Here is a 22,253-nt window from a genome sequence, read left to right as displayed (position 1 = left end):
AAGGCACCATTCCATTATTATAACTTATAGATATTCACAATTCATCAAGGGGCAAAACGATAAGTCAACGGCGAAAAGGCGGTCTGTTGTCAGATCGCCTTTCCCCTTATAACGTCACACCGGACTTAAAGATTGCAAGCTCCCGAAAATCGTTTTTTTCGTTATTGACGCATTCTCCGCTTGCAACTTTAATAATGTATTGAATAAAATCTCTTACAATGTGATCTTCTGTTGTTTGGTCTTCCGCCAATCTGCCCGCGTTGTAATCAATCCAATGAGGCTTTGATTGAAATAAATCGGTATTTGTTGATACTTTCACAGTCGGGACAAATGTGCCGAACGGCGTGCCTCTTCCGGTTGTAAACAAAACGATGTGACAGCCCGCCGCTGCGAGCGCTGAAGAAGCGATTAAATCATTGCCGGGCGCACTGAGCAGTGTCAATCCCTTTGTTTTCAGGGTTTCACCGTATGTCAGCACATCAGAAACCGGTGCAAGACCGGCTTTTTGGGTGCAGCCGAGCGACTTGTCTTCGAGAGTTGAAATGCCGCCTTCCTTATTCCCTGGTGACGGGTTTTCATAAATCGGCTGCTCGTGCTTCATAAAATATTGCTTGAAATCATTGATCAATCGGACTGTTTTATGAAACACTTCTTCGCTCGCCGCACGCTGCATGAGAATCGTCTCAGCGCCGAACATCTCAGGCACCTCCGTTAAGACCGTGCTCCCTCCCTGTGCAATCAAGTAATCTGAAAATCTCCCTAATAAAGGGTTTGCGGTGATGCCGGAAAAACCGTCCGACCCGCCGCACTTCAATCCGATGCTCAATTCTGACAGCGGAATCTCCTCACGTTTATCTCCCTTTGCCGCAAGGTGTATCTCTTTAAGTAGCGCAGTCCCCGCTTCAATTTCATCTGTGACAGCCTGTGATTCGAGAAATTTCACCCGATCTCCATTCACTTCAGAAAGCGTTTCCTTAATCGCCGCCAGCTCATTATTTTCACAGCCCAGCCCTAAAACCAGCACACCGCCCGCATTTGGATGACGGATGGCGTTTATCAGCATTTGTTTCGTATTCTCATGATCATCGCCAAGCTGGGAGCAGCCGTATTGGTGCTTTAAAACCAGCACATTGTCAAAGGGCGCAATGTCTTTCGCCTCTTTTACGAAGCGCTGCAGGATTTTCTCAGCGACGCCGTTTACACAGCCGACTGTAGGTACGATCCACAGTTCATTCCGGACGCCGGATGTACCGTTTTCTCTTTTGTAGCCTTTAAATGTCCGGTTCTCATTTGTAAAAGGATTGTCCTCGAAGCGCGGTGAATACGTGTATTCTTGCACATCGGATAAATTCGTTTGCAGATTATGGGTATGAATATGCTCGCCGGCCGAAATCCGCCTTGTCGCACGCCCGATCGAAAAACCGTATTTAATGATGCTGCCGTTTTCTTCAATGGTTTGCAGCGCGATTTTATGCCCCCGCTTTACAGGGTCCTTCACTTCAATCGTCAGTCCGTGTGTATGCAGCCGCTCCCCTTTGTTAAAATGGCGCATGGCGAGAAGCACATTATCGTTTTTATGGATTTTTATGACCTCTTTCATTTCACTTCCCCCTTTTTGCCGCAGCATTCATGTAACGCATGCTTCATACCCCGCTTATGAATGACAGACAGAAAAAAAGCCGTTCGTTCAGTCAGCCCCGGAAGATGATTCAGATTCTTCCCCCACAATCGCTCTTCTCCTAATATGGCAGATGCCGCTTGAAACATATCATCTTTGCAACGGGACCGCGCCATTTGAAAACGGTTAAGAACCTCCTCGCCGTCAGCCGGTTTGTTCGGTCCGTTCCAGTATGAATAGATCATGGCGCTGAACGAAAATACCAGCTTCTCAGGTAGCCGGCCCTCCTGTTCGATATAAGCCTTCAGCGTCGGCAGGTTTCTTGTTTTGAATTTCGCGGCAGCGTTAAGGGTAATGCTTTGCAGATAATGTTGGATATAAGGGTTTTTAAACCGCTGTAACACATCTGCCGCGTATTGGGTGACACCCTCCATTTGCAGCACAGGGAGGATTTCTTCATTGATCAGCTCTTCGATGAATCTGCCCGTCACCTCGTGCTCAGCCGCTTCCCGGACGGTTTGCAGTCCGTATAGTAAAGCCACTGGCGCCAATGCCGTGTGAGCGCCGTTTAAGATTCTCACCTTTTTTGTCCTGTAAGGCGTAAGGTCAGACGTGATCAGTGCGTTCAGCCCGGCCTCAGCAAAAGGAAGCTCATTCTGAAGCTGTTCCGGCCCTTCTATCACCCACAAATAATAATGCTCACTGACCACAATCAGACGGTCTTCGTATCCGAGAAAATCGGTAAGTTCTTCCGTGGTATCAACAGGAAATCCGGGAACAATCCGATCCACGAGAGTATTGCAGAAGATGTTCGCGTCATGAATCCATTGAGTAAAATCAGGCTCCAGCTCCCACAGCCCGGCATATTGAAGCACGGCAGCCTTCAGTTTCCGTCCGTTTTCTTCGACCAGTTCACATGGAAGCACAATGCACCCTTTCTCGGCGTCACCCGCAAATGCCTTATAGCGGAAATAAAGGAACGCCGCTAATTTCCCGGGGAATGTTTTTTGAGGTCTATCCTCAAGCCGGTCGCCTTTCTCAAACGTAATTCCCGCTTCTGTCGTATTGGAAATGATAAAACGAAGCTCCTCTTGTGCTGCCAGCCGTTTAAAGGAATCATAGTCAGAAAAAAGATCAATGCCGCGGCTGATGGATTTGACGATCATGTGTTCTTCAGCCGGTTTTCCGTCCTTTATCCCCCGCAAAAAAAGCGTAAACAAACCGTCCTGCTCGTTTAAACGTTTGATTTTCTCAGAGCCTCTCGGCTGTACGGCGACAACGCTTCCGTTAAAATCCGTCAATTGATTCATTTGATCGATCTGCCAGTCTGCGAAGGCCCGCAAAAAGTTGCCTTCGCCGAACTGAAGGACTTTTTCAGGATATTGAATGTATTCACCGCACATCTTTTTATTCAGCTGACGCAAGCTGTCCGCCTCCTTCTGCATTTATGCACACGTTAACATTTTTCTGTACGAAAACCCGGATAATCAGACGGGCCGTTATGTGAGTTTTTTAATTGAATCTCTTATCATCACCTCGGTGTTTTCGTATATTTTTTCCGCCGCCGTATCCGGGTCGGCGATTAGCGCCAAGATCTTCTCTGCGCCGAGTATGCTGATGTTTTCAACCGGGCGTTTTACTGTCGAAAGCCTCGGCGTCATGTATTGGGAAATGCCGATGTCATCAAACCCGATAACGGATATATCTTCCGGAACGTTCAGGCCTTTGGCGAAAATGGCATTCATCGCCCCGATCGCCATATCATCGTTTGAACAAAAAACAGCCGTAGGCGGTGATTGAAGCGCCAAGAGTTTTTCCATCGCCTGACTGCCGCTTTCCATATCATAGCGGCCTTTTACACTGTATTCATGCTTAATCGGAATAGAATGATCAATTAAAGATGTCAAATAGCCTTCTTTTCGCTGAGAAGTTGACCTGAATCCTTCCTTTCCCTCAATGATCGCGATATCTCTGTGTCCGTTTGCGATCAGGCAGTCGACCGCCTGTCTGGAGCCTTCTTTATCGTTTGACAGGATATTCGTGATGCTCCGGTCATCAATGTCCCGGTTCAGCACGACAAGCGGGATGTTTTTCTCTCGGATATGATAAATAAATGAATTATCACTGTCGCTTTGGCTCATTAAAATGATTCCGTCATATCTCATGGGCGTAATGGTTTCAAAGCTTTTCAGGTCGTCAATCGCGCGGACGAACAAATTGTATTCCTCACTGATTGTGCGGTTTACACCTTTGATGGTATCGGAAAAAAAGCTGTGTGAGGTTCCGTTTGTGATGCTTGTAAAAAACAGTCCGATCGTATGGGACTTTTGCATGGCAAGGCTTTTTGCATTTACGTTCGGTGTGTAATTCAGCTGTGAAGCGAGCTCTAATATTTTCTGTTTTGTATGCTCTTTAATGTAGGGGCTGCCGTTAAGTGCCCGGGATACGGTTGTGTGGGATACGTTGGCGAGTTTTGCGATATCTTTTATGGTTACCATCGTTTTTCCTTTCTTTCTGTATGCTGTCATTTATTTCTATTGTACCATTAACGGACAGTCCATAAAATCACTAAAGTTGAGGTTTTGCATGATGTAAGTCCTGAACGAGCTCGGCATGCTGCCGGTCCGTCAGCTTATACATCAAACCGATAATCAGCATGGCGCACGCTAAAGCGAAAGCCGGGTACAGCAGCAGTAGCCCTTTAATCCCGATCAGCGTGCCTTTTGTCTGAGATGCATTCGGGATATAGCCGATAACACTCAGCCCGATGCCTGAAAGAAAACCTGATAAAGATTGGGCGAGTTTTCTGGAGAAGTTGAAAAGCGAATATGTCGTCGCCTCCTTCCGTTCACCCGTCTTCCACTCTCCGTAATCAATAATGTCCGACACAAGCGCCCATGTAATGCCGTTTGGTATGCTGATCCCAATAAAAGCAATGCTCGCTAACGCCGTAAAGATATATACGTTTGACGGGAGACAGAAATTCAGCGCATCAGCCGCGGCGCTGACGGCAAAACCGATCATCACCGTTTGCTTTTTTCCGAAACGTTTGACGAGTTTCGGCATAAACAAAACACCTAAAAATGAAGAACCGATGATGATAAAACTCATGTAGGACATCAGCTCCGCATTGTTGAGATTGTACTGGGCGAAGTAAACAAGCATAGCGGATTTAATGTTATATGCCGATATTGAGAAAATCGTCATGAAAACGACGGTCAGAAGCGGTTTGTTGCCGATAAAGCATTTGAAAACCGACATAACGGACAGCTTTTCTTTCGGCGCTTCACGGACGATAATTCTTTCTTTGCAGTTTCGGTAGCAGATCATAAATCCCGCGATTCCGATTACGGCCATCATTCCCATGACTGCCGGGTAGCCGATGTGAACGTTATCAAAATGAACGAGAATCGGGATGACGATGACACTGGTAATGAGCAGCGCGCCGAGGGAGCCGATCTGGCGGAATGCGGAAAGCGCCGTTCTGTCCTCCGCATCCTGTGTAATGGCCGCGCCGAGGGAGCCGTACGGAATATTGACGAAAGAATAAGCCACCCCCCACAGCATGTAAGAAGCATAGGCGTACACAAGCTTCCAGGTGACGCTCACGTCCGGTGACACAAAAATCAATACGGTCATGACCGCAAGAATAATACTTCCGAATAATAAGTACGGCCTGAATTTCCCACGGGGTCCGATCTTTTTTCTGTAGTCAATGGCCGAGCCGACAATCGGATCAGTCAAAGCCGCAAACAGCTTGCTGACCAAAAAAATACTGCCGGCGAACGCTGCCGGAATGCCTGCGACATCTGTGAAAAACTTCAGCAAATAGATCTGCCCGAGATCAAACATAAATCCGTTCCCAAAATCTCCAAAACCATAGGATACTTTTTCTTTCAGACTCAGCTTATGCTCCTTCACTTTTGCGGCAGGTGCTGTCACGACAGGCACATTACTCATAGGCCACCTCTTTCATTCCATTTTTTAAAAGCGGAAATATTCCTCAGCATTCCGGTAACAAATCCCCTCGACAATCTTTCCTAAAAGCTCCATATCGTAAGGCGCTTCGCCTTGTTCCGCCCAGCCGCCGATCAGCGTGCAGACAAGCCGCCTGAAGTATTCATGGCGGGGATAGGACAGGAAACTTCTTGAATCTGTCAGCATCCCGATAAAACGGCTGAACAGGCCCATGTTTGATAACGCTTTCATTTGCTGGAGCATTCCATCTTTCGTGTCATTGAACCACCAGGCTGTGCCGAATTGAATTTTCCCCGGTGTTTTCCCATCCTGAAAGCTGTTGATCATGCTGGCGATAATATAGTTGTCATTCGGATTCAAAGAATACAAAATCGTTTTAGGCAATTGCCGCTTTTTTTCGGCGGAATCTAACAGCCGGGCAAGCGGCTTTGCGATACGTTCATCATTAATTGAGTCATATCCCGTATCAGGACCGAGGCTGCTGAACTTATTTGTATTGGTATTTCTTAACGCGTTAATATGGAACTGCATCGCCCAGTCCAGTTCGGCGTAAAGACCGCAAAGATATTGCAGCGTCCGTGTTTTGAATTTCTTTTCATCTTCAAAAGACACATGCTCTCCGCTTAATCCGGCTGCAAAAATCCGGGCCGCTTCCTCTTCGGTCGTCTCGGCATAAACCATTTGATCTAACGCATGATCCGACACTCTGCCCCCGGCATTGTGAAAAAAGCGGACGCGGGATTCTAACGCATCTAAATACGATTGGTAGGTGGTGACAGCCATTCCGGAAGCGCTCTCCAGCGAACGGACCCAATCGGCAAAACCCGGGCTGCTGATGTCCAGTCCTTTGTCAGGCCGAAATCCGGGCAGCACTTGAACCGGAAAATCACTTTCTTTCAACAGTTCGTGGTATGTCAGCGCATCGGCAGGATCGTCGGTTGTGCAAATGACTTTGACATTTGATTTCAGAATGAGATCCCTTGCGCCAAACCCGTCTCCCTGCAGGAGCTCATTCGTTTTTTTCCAAATTGCCGCGGCCGTTTTTTCATTCAATATGTCATAAATGCCGAACCAGCGCTGCAGCTCTAAATGCGTCCAGCTGTACAGCGGATTGCCTATCGCCATCGGCACCGTTTTTGCCCAGGCGAAAAACTTCTCTTCATCTGAAGCGTTTCCGGTAATGCAGCGCTCTTCAATGCCGTTAGCCCTCATAATCCGCCACTTGTAGTGGTCACCGTAAAGCCATGCCTTCGTAATGGTTGCGAAGGTTTTATTTTCATAGATTTCCTTTGGGCTTAAGTGACAGTGATAATCAATGATCGGCATGTTTTCAGCGTAATCCCGGTACAGCTTTACGGCCGTTTTACTATCCAGTAAAAAATCATCACCCATAAAAGCTTTCACACTTTCATCCTCCCTCTTAAAAATGTTAACGTTAACAAAATGGTTCTTTTTTATTTTAGCTTCCTCTTTCTCACATATCAATCATTTTTATTTAACTTTTCAGAAAAATGTATCTGTTAACATTTTCATACAAAAAAAAGACACTGCCGAGAAAGTCCGGCAATGTCTTCTGTGTGATCTTAAGGATTAGTAAGCGAGGCTGAATAATCCTTTGATATGTGTTAAATAACGTACGTTACTTGCTTCTTTCATTAAAGATGCCGGAAGACCTTTCAGCGGAGTAGAGTTCGCTCCGATGATGGCAACCGCGTCTTTACGTCCGAGGCTTGCAAGCGTACCAGAGTTTACAGGCTTGAATGTTTCAAGCGTTTTTCCTTCTAAGTAAGCGAACAGGTTGTAACCGACAAGTTCACCCATCTGCCAAGCGATTTGCGCTGTCGGCGGGTACGGACGGCCGTCCGGCGCAAAGTATACAGCGCTATCTCCGACAACGAATACATCTTCGTGAGAAGTAGATTGTAAGAAATCGTTAACCGTCGCACGGCCGCGGTTCACTTCAAGGCCGGATTCACCGACTAACGGGTTGCCTTGTACGCCGCCTGTCCATACAAATGTGTTGGCAACGACTTTTGAACCGTCTTTCAGATCAATAACGTTTCCTTCAACATTTGTAACAGGAAGACCTGTTAAGAACTCAACGCCGCGTTTTTCAAGACTTTTTGTCGCGCGTTCGATAAGGTCATCAGGAAGAACAGGAAGAATTTTCGGACCTGCTTCTACTAATTTCAGTTTGATTTCTTTCGGATCTACGCCGTATTTTTTCGTAAGGTTCGGCATAATGTCAGCAAGCTCACCGACAAGCTCAACGCCAGTTAAGCCGCCGCCGCCGATAAGGATCGTTGCATCAGCTTCGTTTTTCGTTTTAGCGTATTCACGCACACGGTCTTCCACGTGTTTGTATACTTTGTTGGCATCAGCAGCAGATTTCAGCACCATGCTGTTTTCTTCGAGTCCAGGAATGCCGAAATAAGCCGTAACAGAACCAAGTCCGACAACAAGCGCGTCATAAGTCAGCTTAGAACCGTCAGAAAGAGAAACTTCTTTCTTATCAACTGAGAAAGAATTGACTTCTGCGATTTTAATGTCGACGTCTTTTCCTTTCAGAAGTTTTTCAAGCGGCATAGCAACAGCCTGTTCAGACACGTTGCCTGCTGCAAGACGGTGCAGTTCCGTAATGATTTGGTGAGTCGGGTATTTGTTCACAACGGTTACGCGTGCTTCATCTTTACTGTAATGTTTGCGAACGGTTAAAGCAGAAAGAACTCCGCCGTAACCAGCGCCTAAAATGACAATATGTTTTGACATCGTATATCCTCCGTCCTTTATATCAATTTGAATCTGAGATTATTTTTGTTTTTCGTTCATGATTTCAAGATAGCTGTTAGCAAAACGGAACAGCTTTTGAGCTTGAGGATCTTTCAGCATGCGCAGCAGGCCGAAAAGTCCGATCGTTTCATTGCTTGCATCCGCGCGGTCTTTTGCTTCGATCGCAGTAGCCGCAACTTCTTTCGCTGTTTCTTTCACCGGCTCAAGAATTTCTGTAAGCGCACCCACTGTATCGCTCTTCAATACTTCGTCTGTCGCTACAGACTGTGCAAAATCATAAGACTTCGTTAAAATATTTACTAACTCAGTCAGTTTTGGAAGCTGATCCACTAAAACAGTCAGTGATTCTTGAACTTCAGGTTTTAGCAGCTGATCAATAAGATCGCGTTGGCCTTGGCTGACAGATGCATTTGTTTGATCGATTGTTTCTGGCATATCCGATTCTCCTTTACTATAAGCAGTATGCTGATTTTTTTGGAAAGGGTAGCCTTTCCCCCTTCATGCAGAAAAGCATGAAAAAGCAAGATTGTGAATTCATGCACAATCATTTACAAAAATAAATGTTTACTACCCAGTTTTTCACTTTGCCATATCCAGTATTATTTTTATATCAACAAAAACAATTGAATAAGTCAAAATTTCTTTTTCCTCTCTGAAAATAGCAAACATAAAAAACCCAAATTTGATTTACTCTTATATAATAACACTTTTTGAACAAAATTTGAACGTGAATTGTTTCGTTTATGAAATTATTTATATGGCGGGGGTGTAATAACGTTTCTTTCAGGCTATTTTTTTACAGACCATCCGCTTTTCCCCTGTCATTTTTCCCACAATTTTAATAGCGGGCCCGTTTTTCCCGTAAAGGGGTCGCATTCCGGGAGCGGGACACAGCTGATTTCTTCTGAAGTTCTATCATTTTTCTCCGTTTTTGTATCGTACTGCCGGCCGCCCGGATAAGCCCCGATCACGGTAAAATCAGAACTGCCCGACAGTTTTTTATGTCCGGTGCCGGCCGGAATGACCGCTGCATCCCCCGTTTGAAGAACGGCGTCCGCTCCTTGTTCCCCGCCGAACCTCAAAACCGCGTTTCCTTTTACCGCGACAAGAACTTCGTGCGTGGTGCTGTGAAAATGGTGATACGGAAATACTCCGCCCGTCCAGCTGTTCGACCAATCGTGCCGGCGGAGGACGGACTCTGCTTTCTGTACCGTTTCTTCATTAAATACCGCTTTATAAATAACAAGCGGAAGATTCGGGTTATTCGGAATGCGGCCGTCATCTTCGAAATAAAGCACTTGAATATCCTCTTTCTGCATTGGTGTTCACCTCCGTATATGTCTGTTTCCCATTCATCATTTATTAAAACGCTATTTTCTCATATTCCATTGCGAAGCCTGCCGGTGAATAGTATAGTATAAAAAAATATGTGTCAAAATGAGGGATTTAATGAAAGCCATCGTGATCGGAATATTGGCATCTCTGTTTTTTGCAGTCACATTTATTTTAAACAGGGCGATGGAGCTTTCCGGCGGAAGCTGGATGTGGAGCTCTTCCCTGCGTTTTCTTTTTATGATTCCGTTTTTATTTTTGATCGTTTATGCGAAAGGAAAATGGGCGCCGCTCTGGCATGAAATCCGAAAAAAACCGTTTTTTTGGCTGAAGTGGAGTTTTACCGGGTTCGTGCTTTTTTATGCCCCGATTACGTTTGCGGCGGCATATGGGCCGGGCTGGCTGATCGCCGGCACGTGGCAGATTACAATTGTCGCGGGTGTGCTTCTGTCGCCGTTTTTCTACGAAACAAAACATTCACCTGCGGGCCCGGTTTCCGCCAGACAAAAGATCCCGCTGATTTCGTTGGTTACTTCCGTCATCATCCTGATCGGAGCCGGGCTGATTCAGCTTCAGCATGCGGGTTCTCTGTCCGGCCGCACGATACTATTCAGCGTTGTGCCGGTCGTCATCGCCGCTTTTGCCTATCCGCTCGGCAACCGCAAAATGCTGGAACAATACGGCGGAAAACTCGATACGTTTCAGCGGGTGCTCGGCATGACGCTCGCAAGCCTTCCGTTTTGGCTTTTGATCGCCGCTTTCGGCTGGCATAGAGACGGGCTTCCGTCAATGGGACAGACATTCCAATCCTTTATCGTCGCACTCAGCTCTGGCGTTATCGCAACAGTATTATTTTTCCGCGCCACCGATATGGTGAGGAATGAGCCGCAGAAGCTCGCTGCTGTTGAAGCGACTCAATCCGGAGAAGTTCTTTTTGCACTGATCGGCGAAATCGTCTTTTTATCCGCGGCGTCTCCATCACTTCTTTCATTTGCCGGACTGTTCATTATTATTGCGGGAATGGTCATGCATACATTCGCTTCCCGGCAGACAGACCAGAAAACGGCTGAGCAAACGTCAGCCAATCTCACCGGTTCCTGATTTTTTTACGAAAGGTGTCATCCTGTATGAAAGAAGAAATTCCGGCAATATCTTTCCTGTCAGCCGGCAAACGCTTTGAACAAAACAATACGTCCTTTGATGTCCTAAGCCGTGTAACCGGACATATTCAAAAAGGTTCTATCACGGCGTTGATAGGGCCTTCCGGCGCGGGAAAAAGCACATTGCTGTCGCTGTGCAATCTGATGAATACACCTGATGAAGGGGAAGTGCTTGTATTCGGAAAAGAAATAAGACACTGGGACATCAGAGAGCTCAGAAAAACCGCGGGCCTTGCATTTCAATCAGCTCCCGTCATGGACGGCACGGTGCGGGACAACCTTCTGCTCGCAGAAAAACTCCACGGCGCACAGCACTATACGCCTGAAGAGCTCGCAGATTTTACAGATCTTCCGCGCGGGCTTCTGGATCGGAATGCAAAAGAATTATCCGGCGGACAGCGGCAGAAGCTCTCATTAGCGCGAACCCTCGCCGGACTGCCGTCCATCCTGCTGCTGGATGAAATCACCTCGGCGCTGGACCCGTCATCCGTTCTCATCATTGAGAAACTGATGACGAAACTCCATCGGCAAAAACAGCTGACGATCCTGTGGATCACCCATAACCTTGAACAAGCGGAACGATTATCCGATACAGTATGGTTTATGGATGAGGGACGGCTTTTAGAAACCGCGGAAACGAAAACGTTCTTTAAGGAACCGAAACATGAAAAGGCCCGAGCGCTTTTACAAGGGAGCGGGTGCTGATATGAATGATCTTTCTCTGTTATTGACAAGTATATTTGTCATTATCGCTTTATTCCTGTCTAAATCTTTTAAAGCCGGCGTCGAAAAGGATATGATCGTCGCAACCGTCAGGGCCGTCATTCAGCTGCTTATCATCGGCTATGTGCTGTCGCTGATTTTTCGCGGTGATCACCCGATATTTATCATATTAATGGTGCTTCTCATGCTCACGGCCGCTTCGCACAATGTCGCCAAACGGAAAAAAATGCAGATCGGCTCATTTTGGCGCGTTTTTCTGACACTGGCGATCGCGGAAACCGTGACGCAGGGACTTTTACTGACCCTTCATATCATTCCGTTCACTTCAAGATATGTCATTCCGATAAGCGGCATGGTCATCGGAAACGCCATGGTGCTCTCAAGCCTGTTTTTAAGCCGGCTCAGTTCGGAAGCAGACCTGCGAAAAGAAGAAATCCAGCTGATTCTCTCTCTCGGAGGAACGCCTAAGCAGGCCGTCCGGCAGATATTGACGTCCAGTATGAAGCTCAGTATGATCCCGACGCTTGAAAGCCAGAAAACATTGGGTCTCGTTCAGCTTCCCGGCATGATGACGGGGCAGATTTTAGCGGGGGCTGATCCGATACAGGCGGTGCGCTTTCAGCTGCTGATCGTTTTTACAACGATGGCCTCCGCTCTTCTTACATGTATCATACTCAGCGCCTTGACATATCCTTCCCTTTTCACGGAACACTGGCAATTAAAAAAATTCAGCAGGGAAGCGTAGGCTTTTTCCCTGCTGAATGATTATTTATGACAAGGTCAGAGATTCATAGTAACGGGATAATTCAATAATCATCGCTCCCATCCGCTCAATGTCCGGAGCAAGAACCCTCTTTATCCCTTCATCCCGGATCGCTTCAGCCGTCACTTTGCCGACTGCGGCGGCAAGCACTTGTTTTTCGAATGCCTGTTGCAATTCTTTTGTGAACCCTTTTTCTTTTGCATAATCAAAGAGAGAGCGCACTTGAATGGCTGTCGTAAAACATACGGCATCGACCTCTCCGTTTAACAGCTCTCCCAGCAGTTTATCGACCGTCTCCCTTTCCGGCGGAATATGCTGATACGGGAGAACAGGGAATACCTCCGCTCCGTTTTTCTCAAGGAACTCCGTTAAGACCGGCGCTTTTTCGCCATGAAGCTGTATCATGACTTTTTTATCTTTAAAGTCAAATCGTTCCAAGGAGCGGATCAGCCCTCTTGTTGTACCGTCTTCATCTGAGGCATGCGGCGTGATGCCGAGCTTTTTTAAGGCCGCATATGTTTTATAGCCTCTGCAGCCGATTTTCGCTTCATGAACGGCCGCTAAAAATTCTTCTTTCAGACCGATTTTTTCCGATACCGACAATAACGTTTCCGTGCCGATGCCTGTGGTGAATATCACCCAGTCGGCTTTTTGCCCGGCAAATGTTCTTACGTCGGGTTCAATTTGATCCTCCGCCAGGTATACGGTTCCTTGGAGGGAACGGACGACCGCCGTTCCGCCCTGCTTTTCTATTAATTTTGTGATCTCTTCTGTTTTCCGCGAACCGCCGATGGCAATCCGTTTCCCGTTCAATCCTTTTCCCATCGCTGTTTTCTTCTTCCCTTCAGATGCCGGGCGCCCTATGGCAGGCCGTCATTTATTTCTATTATTGTTACGCAATCAGCCGGGAAAATCAAGCTATGCTTCCGTTGAATCCCCCGTGCAGTTGCTGTATCATTAACCGGGCAGAACGATTTGATTCGCGGAGGGACTTTCAATCATGGAAACAAAAAAAGAGTTCGAGACAAAAGGATACGATACTTCGGTCATTTATGAGTTCAATGAATATCCTGATGTTCACAGCGGCCGATGTGACAATTGCGACTACACGCTGTTTAAAAGCTCAGTGAAGGGCGGAAAATTTTTGAGGGAATGCCGGAGATGCGGCATGAAGAAAAACATATAACAAAACAGGCAGCCGTCTTCCGATGCGCTGCCTGTTTCTCAATCAATTTTCGACGGCCGCCGTTTTCAAAAATTCTTCAATGGCGCAAACAGCCTGTTTTGGGCCGCCGGTTTCTTCTATTTTCTGCTGCATGCTTTTCACGCGGCTGAGGATGTTTTTATCGCCGTATACGTTCTGAACGTCTTTTTGCAAACGGGCCACAGTGACTTCTTTCGGCGGCAGATGCACGCCAAGCCCCAATTCATCCACACGCTTTGCGGTGACCTCTTGTTCGTGCATTTGCGGAACGACAACGAGCGGGACACCCGCATTCATTGCTTCCATTGTACTGTTCATCCCGCCGTGAGATACGAACAGCTTTGCTTTCTCCAGCACATCAAGCTGAGGAACGTGCTGGCGGATGATAAAGTGATCGGGGACATCCGAAAAACTTTCCGGATCAATTGTTGTGCCGACTGACATAATAACCCGCCAGTCCGAGTCCCGAAACGCGTCAATACACATCCGGTAAAATTCAGGCCAGGCGTTAAACGCCGTTCCCAGTGAAATGAGCATAAGCGGACGGTCATCGGCTGCATCAATTTCCAGACTTCCCGTATTTGTGCGTTCTCCAAGAGACGGACCCACAAAACAGAATCGTTCATCAAAGGTTTCCTGTTTCGGCTGAAAGGCCCTTGGCATAAAGACAATATTCAATTTTTCAGGCATGAAAAACTCTTCCATTGTCATCCGTTTCAATTGTTCATTTTCAATCTGCTCCTGGTATTCTTCTATCGCCTGTTTGGCCGCTTCCAGTGTTTCTTCGTCTCTTCCTAATTGAAAATACTCATTCATTGCATAGCTCGGGCAGAACTTTACGGCCGGGATGCCGCCATTATCCGCAAACAATTTTCCGGCAAGAGCTAAAAAATCAAACAGGACGATGTCAGGAAGGTCGTCTTTGTACAGCTCTTCCAGCTGCGGAAGCACTTCAACCGCTTCTTCCAGAAACATCACAAACGCGTCATTTTTGTTTACCCGATCTTTTATCGTCTCCGGGTCCGCCTTTATGCTTGTGCGGTATAAAACGGGAATGGCGCCCGTTTTGGCAACGGAAGCTTCAAATTCCTCAGTCACAGCGAATGTCACTTTATACCCGCGATTGACAAGTTCCTCGGCTACAGGCAGCGTGGGATTGACATGACCGTGAGCGGCCACATTAATAATGGCGATGTGTGTTTTTCTCATCTTTTTTCTTCTCCCTCATTTTCGTTTATCTCCGCTTCTAAAGACTCCAGCCCGTACATGACACTGTTTCGGATCGGCTCAATCCGGACGGGCTCAAGGTGTGAAAAGGCTTTTACAATTCCTTTCAGCGCGACTTCCGCTTCAAGTCTGGCAAGCGGTGCGCCTAAGCAGAAGTGTACGCCGAATCCGAAGGAAAGGTGCGGATTCGATTGGCGATGAATATCAAATACGCCCGCCTTCTCAAATTTGTTTTCATCACGGTTGGCAGATGCAACGTAGCAGAGAACGATCTCCCCGCTTTTCAAGCGGCGTCCGCGCAGTTCAGTGTCGTGCCGGACCGTCCTTCTGACAAACGGAGCCGGAGCGCGAAAACGCAGCGTTTCTTCCACCGTTTGCGCGATGAGAGAAGGGTCCTGCCTCAATTCTTCATAAAGGCCGGGCGTCTCTAATATGCTGTAAACCGCATTTGAAATGAGATTAGTCGTTGTTTCATTTCCCGCCACTAAAAGCAGGTTGCAAAACGGGATCAGATCTTCTGCCGTGAGCTTCTCTCCCTCTTCTTCCTCTTTTATCAAAATAGAAATAATGTCTTGGCCGGGCTTTTTTCGTTTGCTTTCTATTATTTCCGCAAAAAATGCCGCCAGCTCTGCCTCACATTGGTCACGTTCCTGCTGATTTTTCTCCGCCGCTTCAGGACTCGCATCTTTCGGCATGCTGACGAGAATGTCCGACCATTTTTTAAACTGATCCATACGTTCGGACGGAACGCCTAATAATTCTGAAATCACCATGACCGGCAAAGGGTAAGAGAGATCTTTAACGATATCAATCCGCCCTTTGTTCTTTGCCTGTTTCAGGAGATGATCGGTAATGTCTTTAATTCTCGGTTCCCATTCCTTCAAGACGCGGGGAGTGAAAGCGCGATTGACGGCAGATCTGATTTGGGTATGCTTCGGCGGGTCCATATTCAGCATGGACTTTGCAATCGAGCTTTTCACATCAGTCATGAGGCTTGAGAACGTCTCTTTATCACTGATGACTTTTTTGACATCATCGTATAAAAACACACTCCAAACCTTCGTTTCTTCATCAAAGTGTATAGGGCTTTCCCGTCTCATTTTTTCGTACCAAGGAAAAGGGTTGTATACGTCCAGGCCGTTTTTTCCTTTCATCAGGGTTCTTTGGATGGCTTGTCTCGTGCTCCTCAGCTTACTCATGTTTCATCACTCCTGATTGTTTCATATTTGAATAGTTGACGTACCTTGAATTTTATCCTAGCACATATTTTCAATTTTTTTCTATTCATAACCTGAACTATTAACATAACACAACAAAAGTCATGAATCCGGAGGTGAAATTTCTCCCAAGAAAACAGCAGAAGCGCACAAAAAACCCGAGCCTTCGGCCAGGCTCGGGAGAAATGTTCACTCATTCGTCTGCGGTTTCTGGTGCTGCTTTTGGTCTTCAGGAGGCTGCGTATTTCTTTCCATATCGTCCGTATCAGCGCCCATGCCTTTCAGGAAAGAAAACAGCAGAGTGACGGCCTTGTTGATTTCCGGGTCTTTTAAAGCGCGGACGATATCAAAATACCCGGTCTTCCTGCCGCTGTCTTTTTCCTCGACGGCCTTTGTGACGCCCGCATTGATTTTAACGATAAACGGCTCAAGCTGTTTTACATCGAGCATGCCGAGAACGCCGCTTAACAGCAGGAGATTTTTCAGCATATTGGCCGTTTCCGGAGTATTCGCCTTCTTCACGAGAATATCCATCACTTTGTCTCCTTGGCCGAAGAGCCCGCGCAGAAGCGCCAAAACGCCGCGCTCGTTCATGTGCTGAAGAATGTGCAGAGATTCCAAAATCGCGTCTTTATTTCGTAAAAGAGCCGTCTCGATCTCTTCCAAGTCCTTTTTTCGTTTGTCTTCTTCTGTGACGGTCTGTTTTCGGATGCCGCTGATTGCTTTAGCCATTTTGCTGTTTCCCCCTTTTTACGGCGTCTCCCGGAAATACATAATCTTTACGCGCCCATTTCCGCTCAACCCGGACACCGATCTGCGGCTGCGGGTTTCCATAACGGAAATTGATTTTCGGAAGCGGATTAACGCCTTCTTTTTTCAAAATCTCCATCTTCGCTGATGTTTCTTTATAAGCCGGTGTATCGGTATCCTTATCCGCATAGCTGCTTGTCAAAAGGTTAATGGCGGCGTCTTTTGAATCGTTCATCGGAAGATAGACTTGTTTGCCTTTTACCCTGTCTGTGATGACGCATTTGACTTTCACATTTCCGTACGGTGAAGTCAGACGGACAAGCGTTCCGTCTTCCAGCCCTCTTTCTTCGGCGAGTTCGGGCGAGACCTCAAGGAACACACTCGGTGTTTTTTCGGATATTCCTTTTGATCGGTAAGTCAGATTCCCTTCGTGAAAATGCTCGAGCAGCCGCCCGTTATTCACATGGATATCATATTCTTCATCAAATTCTTTCGGCTCGGTCCACTGAACGGGATATAGAATCGCTTTGCCGTCTGAAAACGGGAACTTATCCGTAAATAAAAGCGGTGAATCGGTTCCGTCCGCTGCAACCGGCCATTGCAGTGAATTGTAGCCTTCGAGACGTTCGTAAGTGACGCCTGCGTAGAGCGGCGAAAGCATTGCCGCTTCTTCCATAATGTCTGCCGGATGTTCATAGTGCCAATCAGCGCCCAGACGGTTGGCGATGTCCGTAATGATCTGCCAATCAGGCTTTGAATCGCCCAGCGGTTCAAACACTTCGTAAAGGCGCTGCACCCTTCGTTCCGTATTCGTAAACGTCCCTTCTTTTTCAAGGCTCGGGCTTGCCGGAAGCACGACATCGGCGAACTCGGCCGTACGCGAAAGAAAGATATCCTGCACAACGAAGAAATCAAGCTTTTCAAATGCGGCATGAACATGGTTAATATTGGAGTCGACAAGCCCCATTTCTTCCCCTTTTAAATACATGGACTTCAGTTTTCCTGAGTGGATGCCTTCGATCATTTCATGATTTGTCATTCCGATTTCTTTCGGAAGGTCTGTTCCCCAGCCCTGTTCGTACTTTTTGCGGGCTTTTTCATCCGTTACTTTTTCATAGCCGGGGAAGCTGTCAGGCATACTGCCGAAATCACTGGCGCCCTGCACGTTATTATGGCCCCGAAGCGGATATGAGCCTGCGCCGGGCTTGCCGTAATTTCCGGTCACAAGAAGCATGTTGGAAATGGCCGTGCTCGTATCACTTCCTCCGATATGCTGGGTGACACCCATCGCCCACAGTGCGCACACGCTGCCGGCTTCATGAATCATCCGGGCCACTTTGATTAGGGTATCCTTATCCACACCGGTATGTTTTTCCGCATATTCCATTGTATAAGGTTCAAGGCTTTTCACAAATTCATCTAATCCGTTCACTCTCTCCTTCAGAAATGCAGTATCCGCCAAATCGTGATCAAGCAGATATTTCGATACGGCATTTAGCCAGACAATATCTGACCCGGCACGCGGCTGGAAAAACACATCAGAGCGCTCGGCCATTTCATGTTTTCGCAAGTCAGCGACGACGAGCTTCTGTCCGTGCAGCTTATGAGAACGTTTAATGCGTGTGGACAGGACGGGGTGAGACTCAGACGTATTTGAGCCGATAATCAGAACGAGCTCAGCTTTTTCTATATCTGTAATCGACCCTGAATCACCGCCGTATCCGACCGTTCTGAACAATCCGGCTGTGGCGGGAGACTGGCAGTAGCGTGAGCAGTTGTCGACATTATTTGTGCCGATGACAGCTCTTGCAAGCTTCTGCATCACGTATGATTCTTCATTCGTGCATTTGGAAGATGTGATAAAGGCAAGTGCGTCCGGGCCGAAATGTTCTTTTATATCAGTAAATTTATCAGCGATCAGCTGGAGCGCTTCATCCCATTCCGCCTCCCGAAATGAGTCTCCTTCCCGGATAAGCGGTTTGGTAAGGCGTTTTTCACTATTGACGAAATCCCAGCCGAATTTCCCTTTCACACACGTCGAAATGCCATTTGCTGGCGCCTCGGCCTGAGGTTCTACCTTTAAAATGTCTCTTCCTTTCGTCCATATATCAAAACTGCAGCCGACACCGCAGTATGTGCATACGGTTTTCGTTTTTTTGATTCTTTCATCCCGCATGGCCGATTCCATGTCCGATATGGCCAAAATCGATCCGTATCCGGTTTCGACGCCTTTTGTGATGTCAATCATCGGCCGAAGCGTCTCTTGGTTAATGCCTGTTAAATACCCCGCTTCGCCTTCCATGCCTTTTTCCATCATGGCATTGCACGGACATACCGTTGAACAATGTCCGCAGGAAACACATGATGATTCATTGATCGGCACATCCTGATCCCAAATGACCCGCGGGCGTTTCCGCTCCCAATCAATGCTTAACGTTTCGGTTACCTGTACGTCCTGACAGGCTTCGACGCAGCGTCCGCACAAAATGCACTGGTCGGGATCATATCGGTAAAACGGATTTGATTCATCTTTAGGATACGGTTTTTGATCGAACGGAATGCTTTGATGATTGATTTTCATTTCCTTTACGGTATTATGTACTTCGCAGCTCCCATTGTTGTAATCACAGACCGTGCAGTACAATTCATGGTTGTGCAAAATGTTGTCCATGCCGATAATCTGCGCTTTTTTCACATCAGATGAAAGCGTATCGATGACATCTCCGTCCTTTATTTGCGCGGAACACGAACGCACCAGTTCCCCGTTAACATTGACGATACAGGTATCGCACGTTTCAATCGGGCCGAGACTCGGATGATAACACACGTGCGGCACGTCAATTGAACTATTATTCAAAAGCTGCAAAACGGTTTGACCGTCCGGCGCTTCCATTTCAACCCCATTGATTGTAACCTTCTTTGTATCAGCCATTTTCTTTTCCCCTTTCTGTACCCCTCTATACATCCTCTATGATTCCCAACCGGCCTTTCACTAAAACATCTCGTTTATCTCAGGAAACATACGGGTATGAGCGGTAAAAAGGAGGCGTTCACATATGTTGAAGAAAAAAACACTCGCCACGGGATTATCGGCAGTGATGCTCACGGGATGCGCATTCGGTGCAGAGGCATTTTCGGTTACACAGCCCGTCCATGCCGCAGCCGCTTCAAAAACGGAAAACCAGCGTGCACAAGAACTGGTGAACAGCCTTTACCAATCGGCGTTTAAAGGGGAAATGCCGCAACATGTGAAAGGCCTGAAAATCAACCAAAGCACAAGACAGGACGTTTACGATAAAATCGGCGAGCCGGAACAAAAAGCAGACAGCCGCAATCCATTTGATTTATACAGCTGGAACATGGGAAACCCCGGTTATGGATTTTCCTATCATAAAAACGGAAAAATCTCGGAAATACGCTATTTCGGAACAGGGGTCGAGCGGCGCTTAAACCTCGGCGGCGTCACACCTGACGTCTTAATCAAACAAATCGGCAGCGCTGACAAAATCCTGACAGTGCCAAAAACGGGCGAAACAGATTACGTCTACCATACGGGGCAGTATGAGCTCCGCTTCGTCATCGGCAGTGATCAAAAAGCAGACCATGTCAGCTTAAAAGCAAGATAACGCGAAAAAAGCGGCCTCCCGGGCCGTTTTTTTCATAGACAGCTTCTCCGTCGTTCCTTACAATACATGGGAGTACAAAAAAAGGGGAACAGTGTGAAGTGAATAGACATCCATTGACATACGGAATATGTACCGTTTTTATCATCGCCCTCGGTTTGCTGTCCAGAACCGCATACATCACCGCCCTATTGCCCGGCATCATAAACGCTTATTTAGGAGATGCCTTGTGGGCGGCAATGATTTTTACAGGATTCGGGCTTTTATTTCGGCACATCCGGACGGAAACAGCCGCTATCCTGAGCCTATCGTTTTGCTGTCTGATTGAATGCAGCCAGCTGTATCACGCGCCGTGGATTGACGCAATCAGAAGCAGCACGCTCGGTGGGCTGATCCTCGGCTGGCAATTTGTCTGGAGTGACATTTTCGCCTATACCCTCGGGGTATGCGCTGCCGCATTTTTAGAATGGGCCGTAAAAAGAAACCGCCAGTCCCCTTCATAATCGGAGCACGCCGCCGATATGAAGGGATAAGGAGGTGGAAGCTATGGATATCCCTGCGTTATCAATCGCTATGCACCAGGCATCTCTGGCGCAGAATGTAAATATCGCTTTAACAAAAACGGTCATGCAGCATGCACAGGCTGCGGCGGAAGAAACAGTGAAAATGCTGCCGTCCCAGCACCCGACTGCCGGCCATTCAATTGATGTGAAAGTGTAAAAAAAGATGCCGGATGATAACCGGCGTCTTTTTTTTGCCCGTTGTACGTACACCATACCGGGCATACAGGAATAAGGTAAACGGAACCAACATTTGAAAAGGAGGTTTTCCTCTTGTACGATCCTTTCTATCATGAAGACACAGCCGAGAGCCACGAACGGGTGCCATATCATTATCCGCGGCCGCCTTATTATTTCCCCAGACCATATCCATACTACCCGCGGCCGCCTTATTATTTCCCCAGACCGTATCCATACTATCCGCGGCCGTATATCCCGTTCTATCCCTGGTATTAATATTTGAATAGAAATGACTGCAGACAGGAGGCTTCCCCTGTCTGCTATTCAACTTTGACCGACAGGATATACGGGAGGGCTTGAACTTTTTCCATTACCGCCGCTTTCCCGCTTTTGCTTTTCACCCTTCCCTTCACTTCAAGCACCGCCTTATTCAATTCATAGGACGTAATAAGAATTCCTTTTTCCTCAAGAGAAGTTAAAATATCATTCATGACGGCTTTCTCCTCAATCCTGAAACTGACAGACAAAGAATGCGCCGCCGGTTTAAACAGAAAATTTAACAGTTCAAGCCCGATTAACGCCAAAATCGTGCCGCTGATGCCAATGACATACATACCTGCCCCGATCGTCAGCCCGATCCCCGACGTAGCCCAAATCCCCGCGGCCGTCGTAAGCCCCCGCACGACATGCCGCTGCAAAATAATCGTGCCGGCTCCTAAAAATCCGACGCCGCTGACGACCTGCGCCGCCACCCGGCTCGGATCAAAGGACGTATGGCTGTTGGATAACAAATCAAAAAAGCCGTATTTAGAAACGATCATCATCAAGGCGCTGCCGACGGCCACTAAAAAATGCGTCCTCAAACCGGCTTCCTTCGCCCTGAATTCTCTCTCCAATCCAATAAGAGCCCCAAGCAGACCCGCAACCGCCAGACGAATCACAAAATCAAGTTCCATCCGTCTCTCTCCTTTCCTTATCTTCTTACCCGCTTTTTATCCCCCGTATCTTTTTCAATCAGCACAAGACTGCCCAGCTGAAAAAAACTGCATTTGAATATATACTTTGGTTCTTTATCATATTGTCAGTGCTCTTATTTATATGCGGAAGGTATTAAGCTGACGTTTCTAA

At 47.3% G+C, this 22,253-nt stretch carries 21 protein-coding genes and 1 pseudogene; 8 read left to right on the top strand and 14 right to left on the bottom strand.

Features of this window, described 5'->3' with window-relative positions; translation table 11 throughout:
- Positions 1–106 precede the first annotated feature (106 nt).
- The 8 genes from G4O42_RS06170 to G4O42_RS06135 form a co-directional block, all read right to left on the bottom strand.
- Positions 107–1,600: a UxaA family hydrolase gene (locus G4O42_RS06170; protein ID WP_021494038.1), complete on the bottom strand. Its 1,494-nt coding sequence runs from the start codon at positions 1,598–1,600 to the stop codon at positions 107–109.
- Complete coding sequence (locus tag G4O42_RS06165; protein WP_032874548.1) at positions 1,597–3,042, bottom strand: tagaturonate reductase; 1,446 nt, start codon at positions 3,040–3,042, stop codon at positions 1,597–1,599. Before G4O42_RS06165 ends, G4O42_RS06170 begins: the two co-directional genes overlap by 4 nt.
- A gap of 75 nt (positions 3,043–3,117) precedes the next feature.
- Entirely contained in the window at positions 3,118–4,116 is a 999-nt protein-coding gene (locus tag G4O42_RS06160; protein ID WP_007407297.1) for a LacI family DNA-binding transcriptional regulator, read from the bottom strand.
- A gap of 70 nt (positions 4,117–4,186) precedes the next feature.
- Positions 4,187–5,578 (bottom strand): MFS transporter, encoded by a 1,392-nt coding sequence (locus tag G4O42_RS06155; RefSeq protein ID WP_049589350.1) that lies wholly within the window; start codon positions 5,576–5,578, stop codon positions 4,187–4,189.
- A 24-nt stretch (positions 5,579–5,602) separates the two neighbouring features.
- Positions 5,603–7,000, bottom strand: coding sequence for a glucuronate isomerase (uxaC, locus tag G4O42_RS06150; protein WP_087920759.1), 1,398 nt, complete (start codon positions 6,998–7,000; stop codon positions 5,603–5,605).
- 186 nt (positions 7,001–7,186) lie between these two features.
- On the bottom strand, positions 7,187–8,365 hold the full coding sequence (locus G4O42_RS06145; RefSeq protein WP_032874546.1) for an NAD(P)/FAD-dependent oxidoreductase: 1,179 nt from the start codon (positions 8,363–8,365) through the stop codon (positions 7,187–7,189).
- 39 nt (positions 8,366–8,404) lie between these two features.
- A complete protein-coding gene (locus G4O42_RS06140; RefSeq protein WP_003154908.1) occupies positions 8,405–8,821 on the bottom strand; it encodes a DUF1641 domain-containing protein in 417 nt (138 codons plus the stop codon).
- A 386-nt stretch (positions 8,822–9,207) separates the two neighbouring features.
- Positions 9,208–9,705: a cupin domain-containing protein gene (locus G4O42_RS06135; protein ID WP_032874544.1), complete on the bottom strand. Its 498-nt coding sequence runs from the start codon at positions 9,703–9,705 to the stop codon at positions 9,208–9,210.
- A gap of 130 nt (positions 9,706–9,835) precedes the next feature.
- Here G4O42_RS06135 and G4O42_RS06130 point away from each other — a divergent pair, with 130 nt between their 5' ends.
- The 3 genes from G4O42_RS06130 to G4O42_RS06120 are packed head-to-tail and all read left to right on the top strand — an operon-like array spanning position 9,836 to position 12,346.
- On the top strand, positions 9,836–10,819 hold the full coding sequence (locus tag G4O42_RS06130) for a DMT family transporter (RefSeq protein WP_032874542.1): 984 nt from the start codon (positions 9,836–9,838) through the stop codon (positions 10,817–10,819).
- A 26-nt stretch (positions 10,820–10,845) separates the two neighbouring features.
- Positions 10,846–11,583, top strand: a complete 738-nt coding sequence (locus G4O42_RS06125) for an ABC transporter ATP-binding protein (protein WP_032874540.1) — start codon at positions 10,846–10,848, stop codon at positions 11,581–11,583.
- A 1-nt stretch (position 11,584) separates the two neighbouring features.
- Positions 11,585–12,346, top strand: a complete 762-nt coding sequence (locus G4O42_RS06120; RefSeq protein WP_032874538.1) for an ABC transporter permease — start codon at positions 11,585–11,587, stop codon at positions 12,344–12,346.
- Positions 12,347–12,370: 24 nt separating this feature from the next.
- On the opposite strand, the gene G4O42_RS06115 is transcribed toward G4O42_RS06120, so the two are convergent.
- Entirely contained in the window at positions 12,371–13,189 is an 819-nt protein-coding gene (locus G4O42_RS06115) for a uroporphyrinogen-III synthase (RefSeq protein WP_032874536.1), read from the bottom strand.
- 175 nt (positions 13,190–13,364) lie between these two features.
- Here G4O42_RS06115 and G4O42_RS06110 point away from each other — a divergent pair, with 175 nt between their 5' ends.
- Positions 13,365–13,550 carry a DUF8096 family protein gene (locus tag G4O42_RS06110; protein ID WP_003154919.1) on the top strand — a complete coding sequence of 62 codons (186 nt, stop codon included), beginning with the start codon at positions 13,365–13,367 and terminating at the stop codon, positions 13,548–13,550.
- 42 nt (positions 13,551–13,592) lie between these two features.
- Here G4O42_RS06110 and G4O42_RS06105 read toward each other — a convergent pair whose 3' ends face one another.
- The 4 genes from G4O42_RS06105 to fdhF form a co-directional block, all read right to left on the bottom strand.
- Entirely contained in the window at positions 13,593–14,777 is a 1,185-nt protein-coding gene (locus G4O42_RS06105; RefSeq protein WP_032874534.1) for a macrolide family glycosyltransferase, read from the bottom strand.
- A complete protein-coding gene (locus tag G4O42_RS06100; RefSeq protein ID WP_032874532.1) occupies positions 14,774–15,994 on the bottom strand; it encodes a cytochrome P450 in 1,221 nt (406 codons plus the stop codon). The genes G4O42_RS06105 and G4O42_RS06100 overlap by 4 nt, the downstream gene beginning before the upstream one ends.
- Positions 15,995–16,201: 207 nt before the next feature.
- Entirely contained in the window at positions 16,202–16,744 is a 543-nt protein-coding gene (locus G4O42_RS06095; protein WP_012117344.1) for a helical membrane plugin domain-containing protein, read from the bottom strand.
- The gene (fdhF, locus tag G4O42_RS06090; RefSeq protein ID WP_032874530.1) at positions 16,737–19,694 is read right to left on the bottom strand and encodes a formate dehydrogenase subunit alpha; all 2,958 of its coding nucleotides are present in this window, start codon (positions 19,692–19,694) and stop codon (positions 16,737–16,739) included. The genes G4O42_RS06095 and fdhF overlap by 8 nt, the downstream gene beginning before the upstream one ends.
- A 124-nt stretch (positions 19,695–19,818) precedes the next feature.
- Between fdhF and G4O42_RS06085 the strand changes: the two genes are divergently transcribed.
- The 4 genes from G4O42_RS06085 (at position 19,819) to G4O42_RS06070 (ending at position 21,401) form a co-directional block, all read left to right on the top strand.
- Positions 19,819–20,388, top strand: a complete 570-nt coding sequence (locus G4O42_RS06085; protein WP_032874528.1) for a YjgB family protein — start codon at positions 19,819–19,821, stop codon at positions 20,386–20,388.
- 98 nt (positions 20,389–20,486) lie between these two features.
- Entirely contained in the window at positions 20,487–20,888 is a 402-nt protein-coding gene (locus G4O42_RS06080; protein ID WP_029325856.1) for a ribosomal maturation YjgA family protein, read from the top strand.
- 43 nt (positions 20,889–20,931) lie between these two features.
- Positions 20,932–21,105, top strand: a complete 174-nt coding sequence (locus G4O42_RS06075; RefSeq protein ID WP_012117340.1) for a YjfB family protein — start codon at positions 20,932–20,934, stop codon at positions 21,103–21,105.
- Between the two features lie 113 nt (positions 21,106–21,218).
- Positions 21,219–21,401: a hypothetical protein gene (locus G4O42_RS06070; RefSeq protein WP_074534190.1), complete on the top strand. Its 183-nt coding sequence runs from the start codon at positions 21,219–21,221 to the stop codon at positions 21,399–21,401.
- A 283-nt stretch (positions 21,402–21,684) separates the two neighbouring features.
- On the opposite strand, the pseudogene G4O42_RS20235 reads toward G4O42_RS06070, so the two are convergent.
- Positions 21,685–22,081: pseudogene (locus G4O42_RS20235) on the bottom strand (MgtC/SapB family protein); the annotation flags it as partial.
- Positions 22,082–22,253: the final 172 nt, after the last annotated feature.

Source organism: Bacillus sp. LUNF1 (assembly GCF_011008975.1).
Classification (GTDB): Bacteria; Bacillota; Bacilli; order Bacillales; family Bacillaceae; genus Bacillus; species Bacillus velezensis.
The sequence above is the reverse complement of the archived record's forward strand: the minus strand, read 5'-3'. Positions and strand labels throughout refer to the sequence as shown.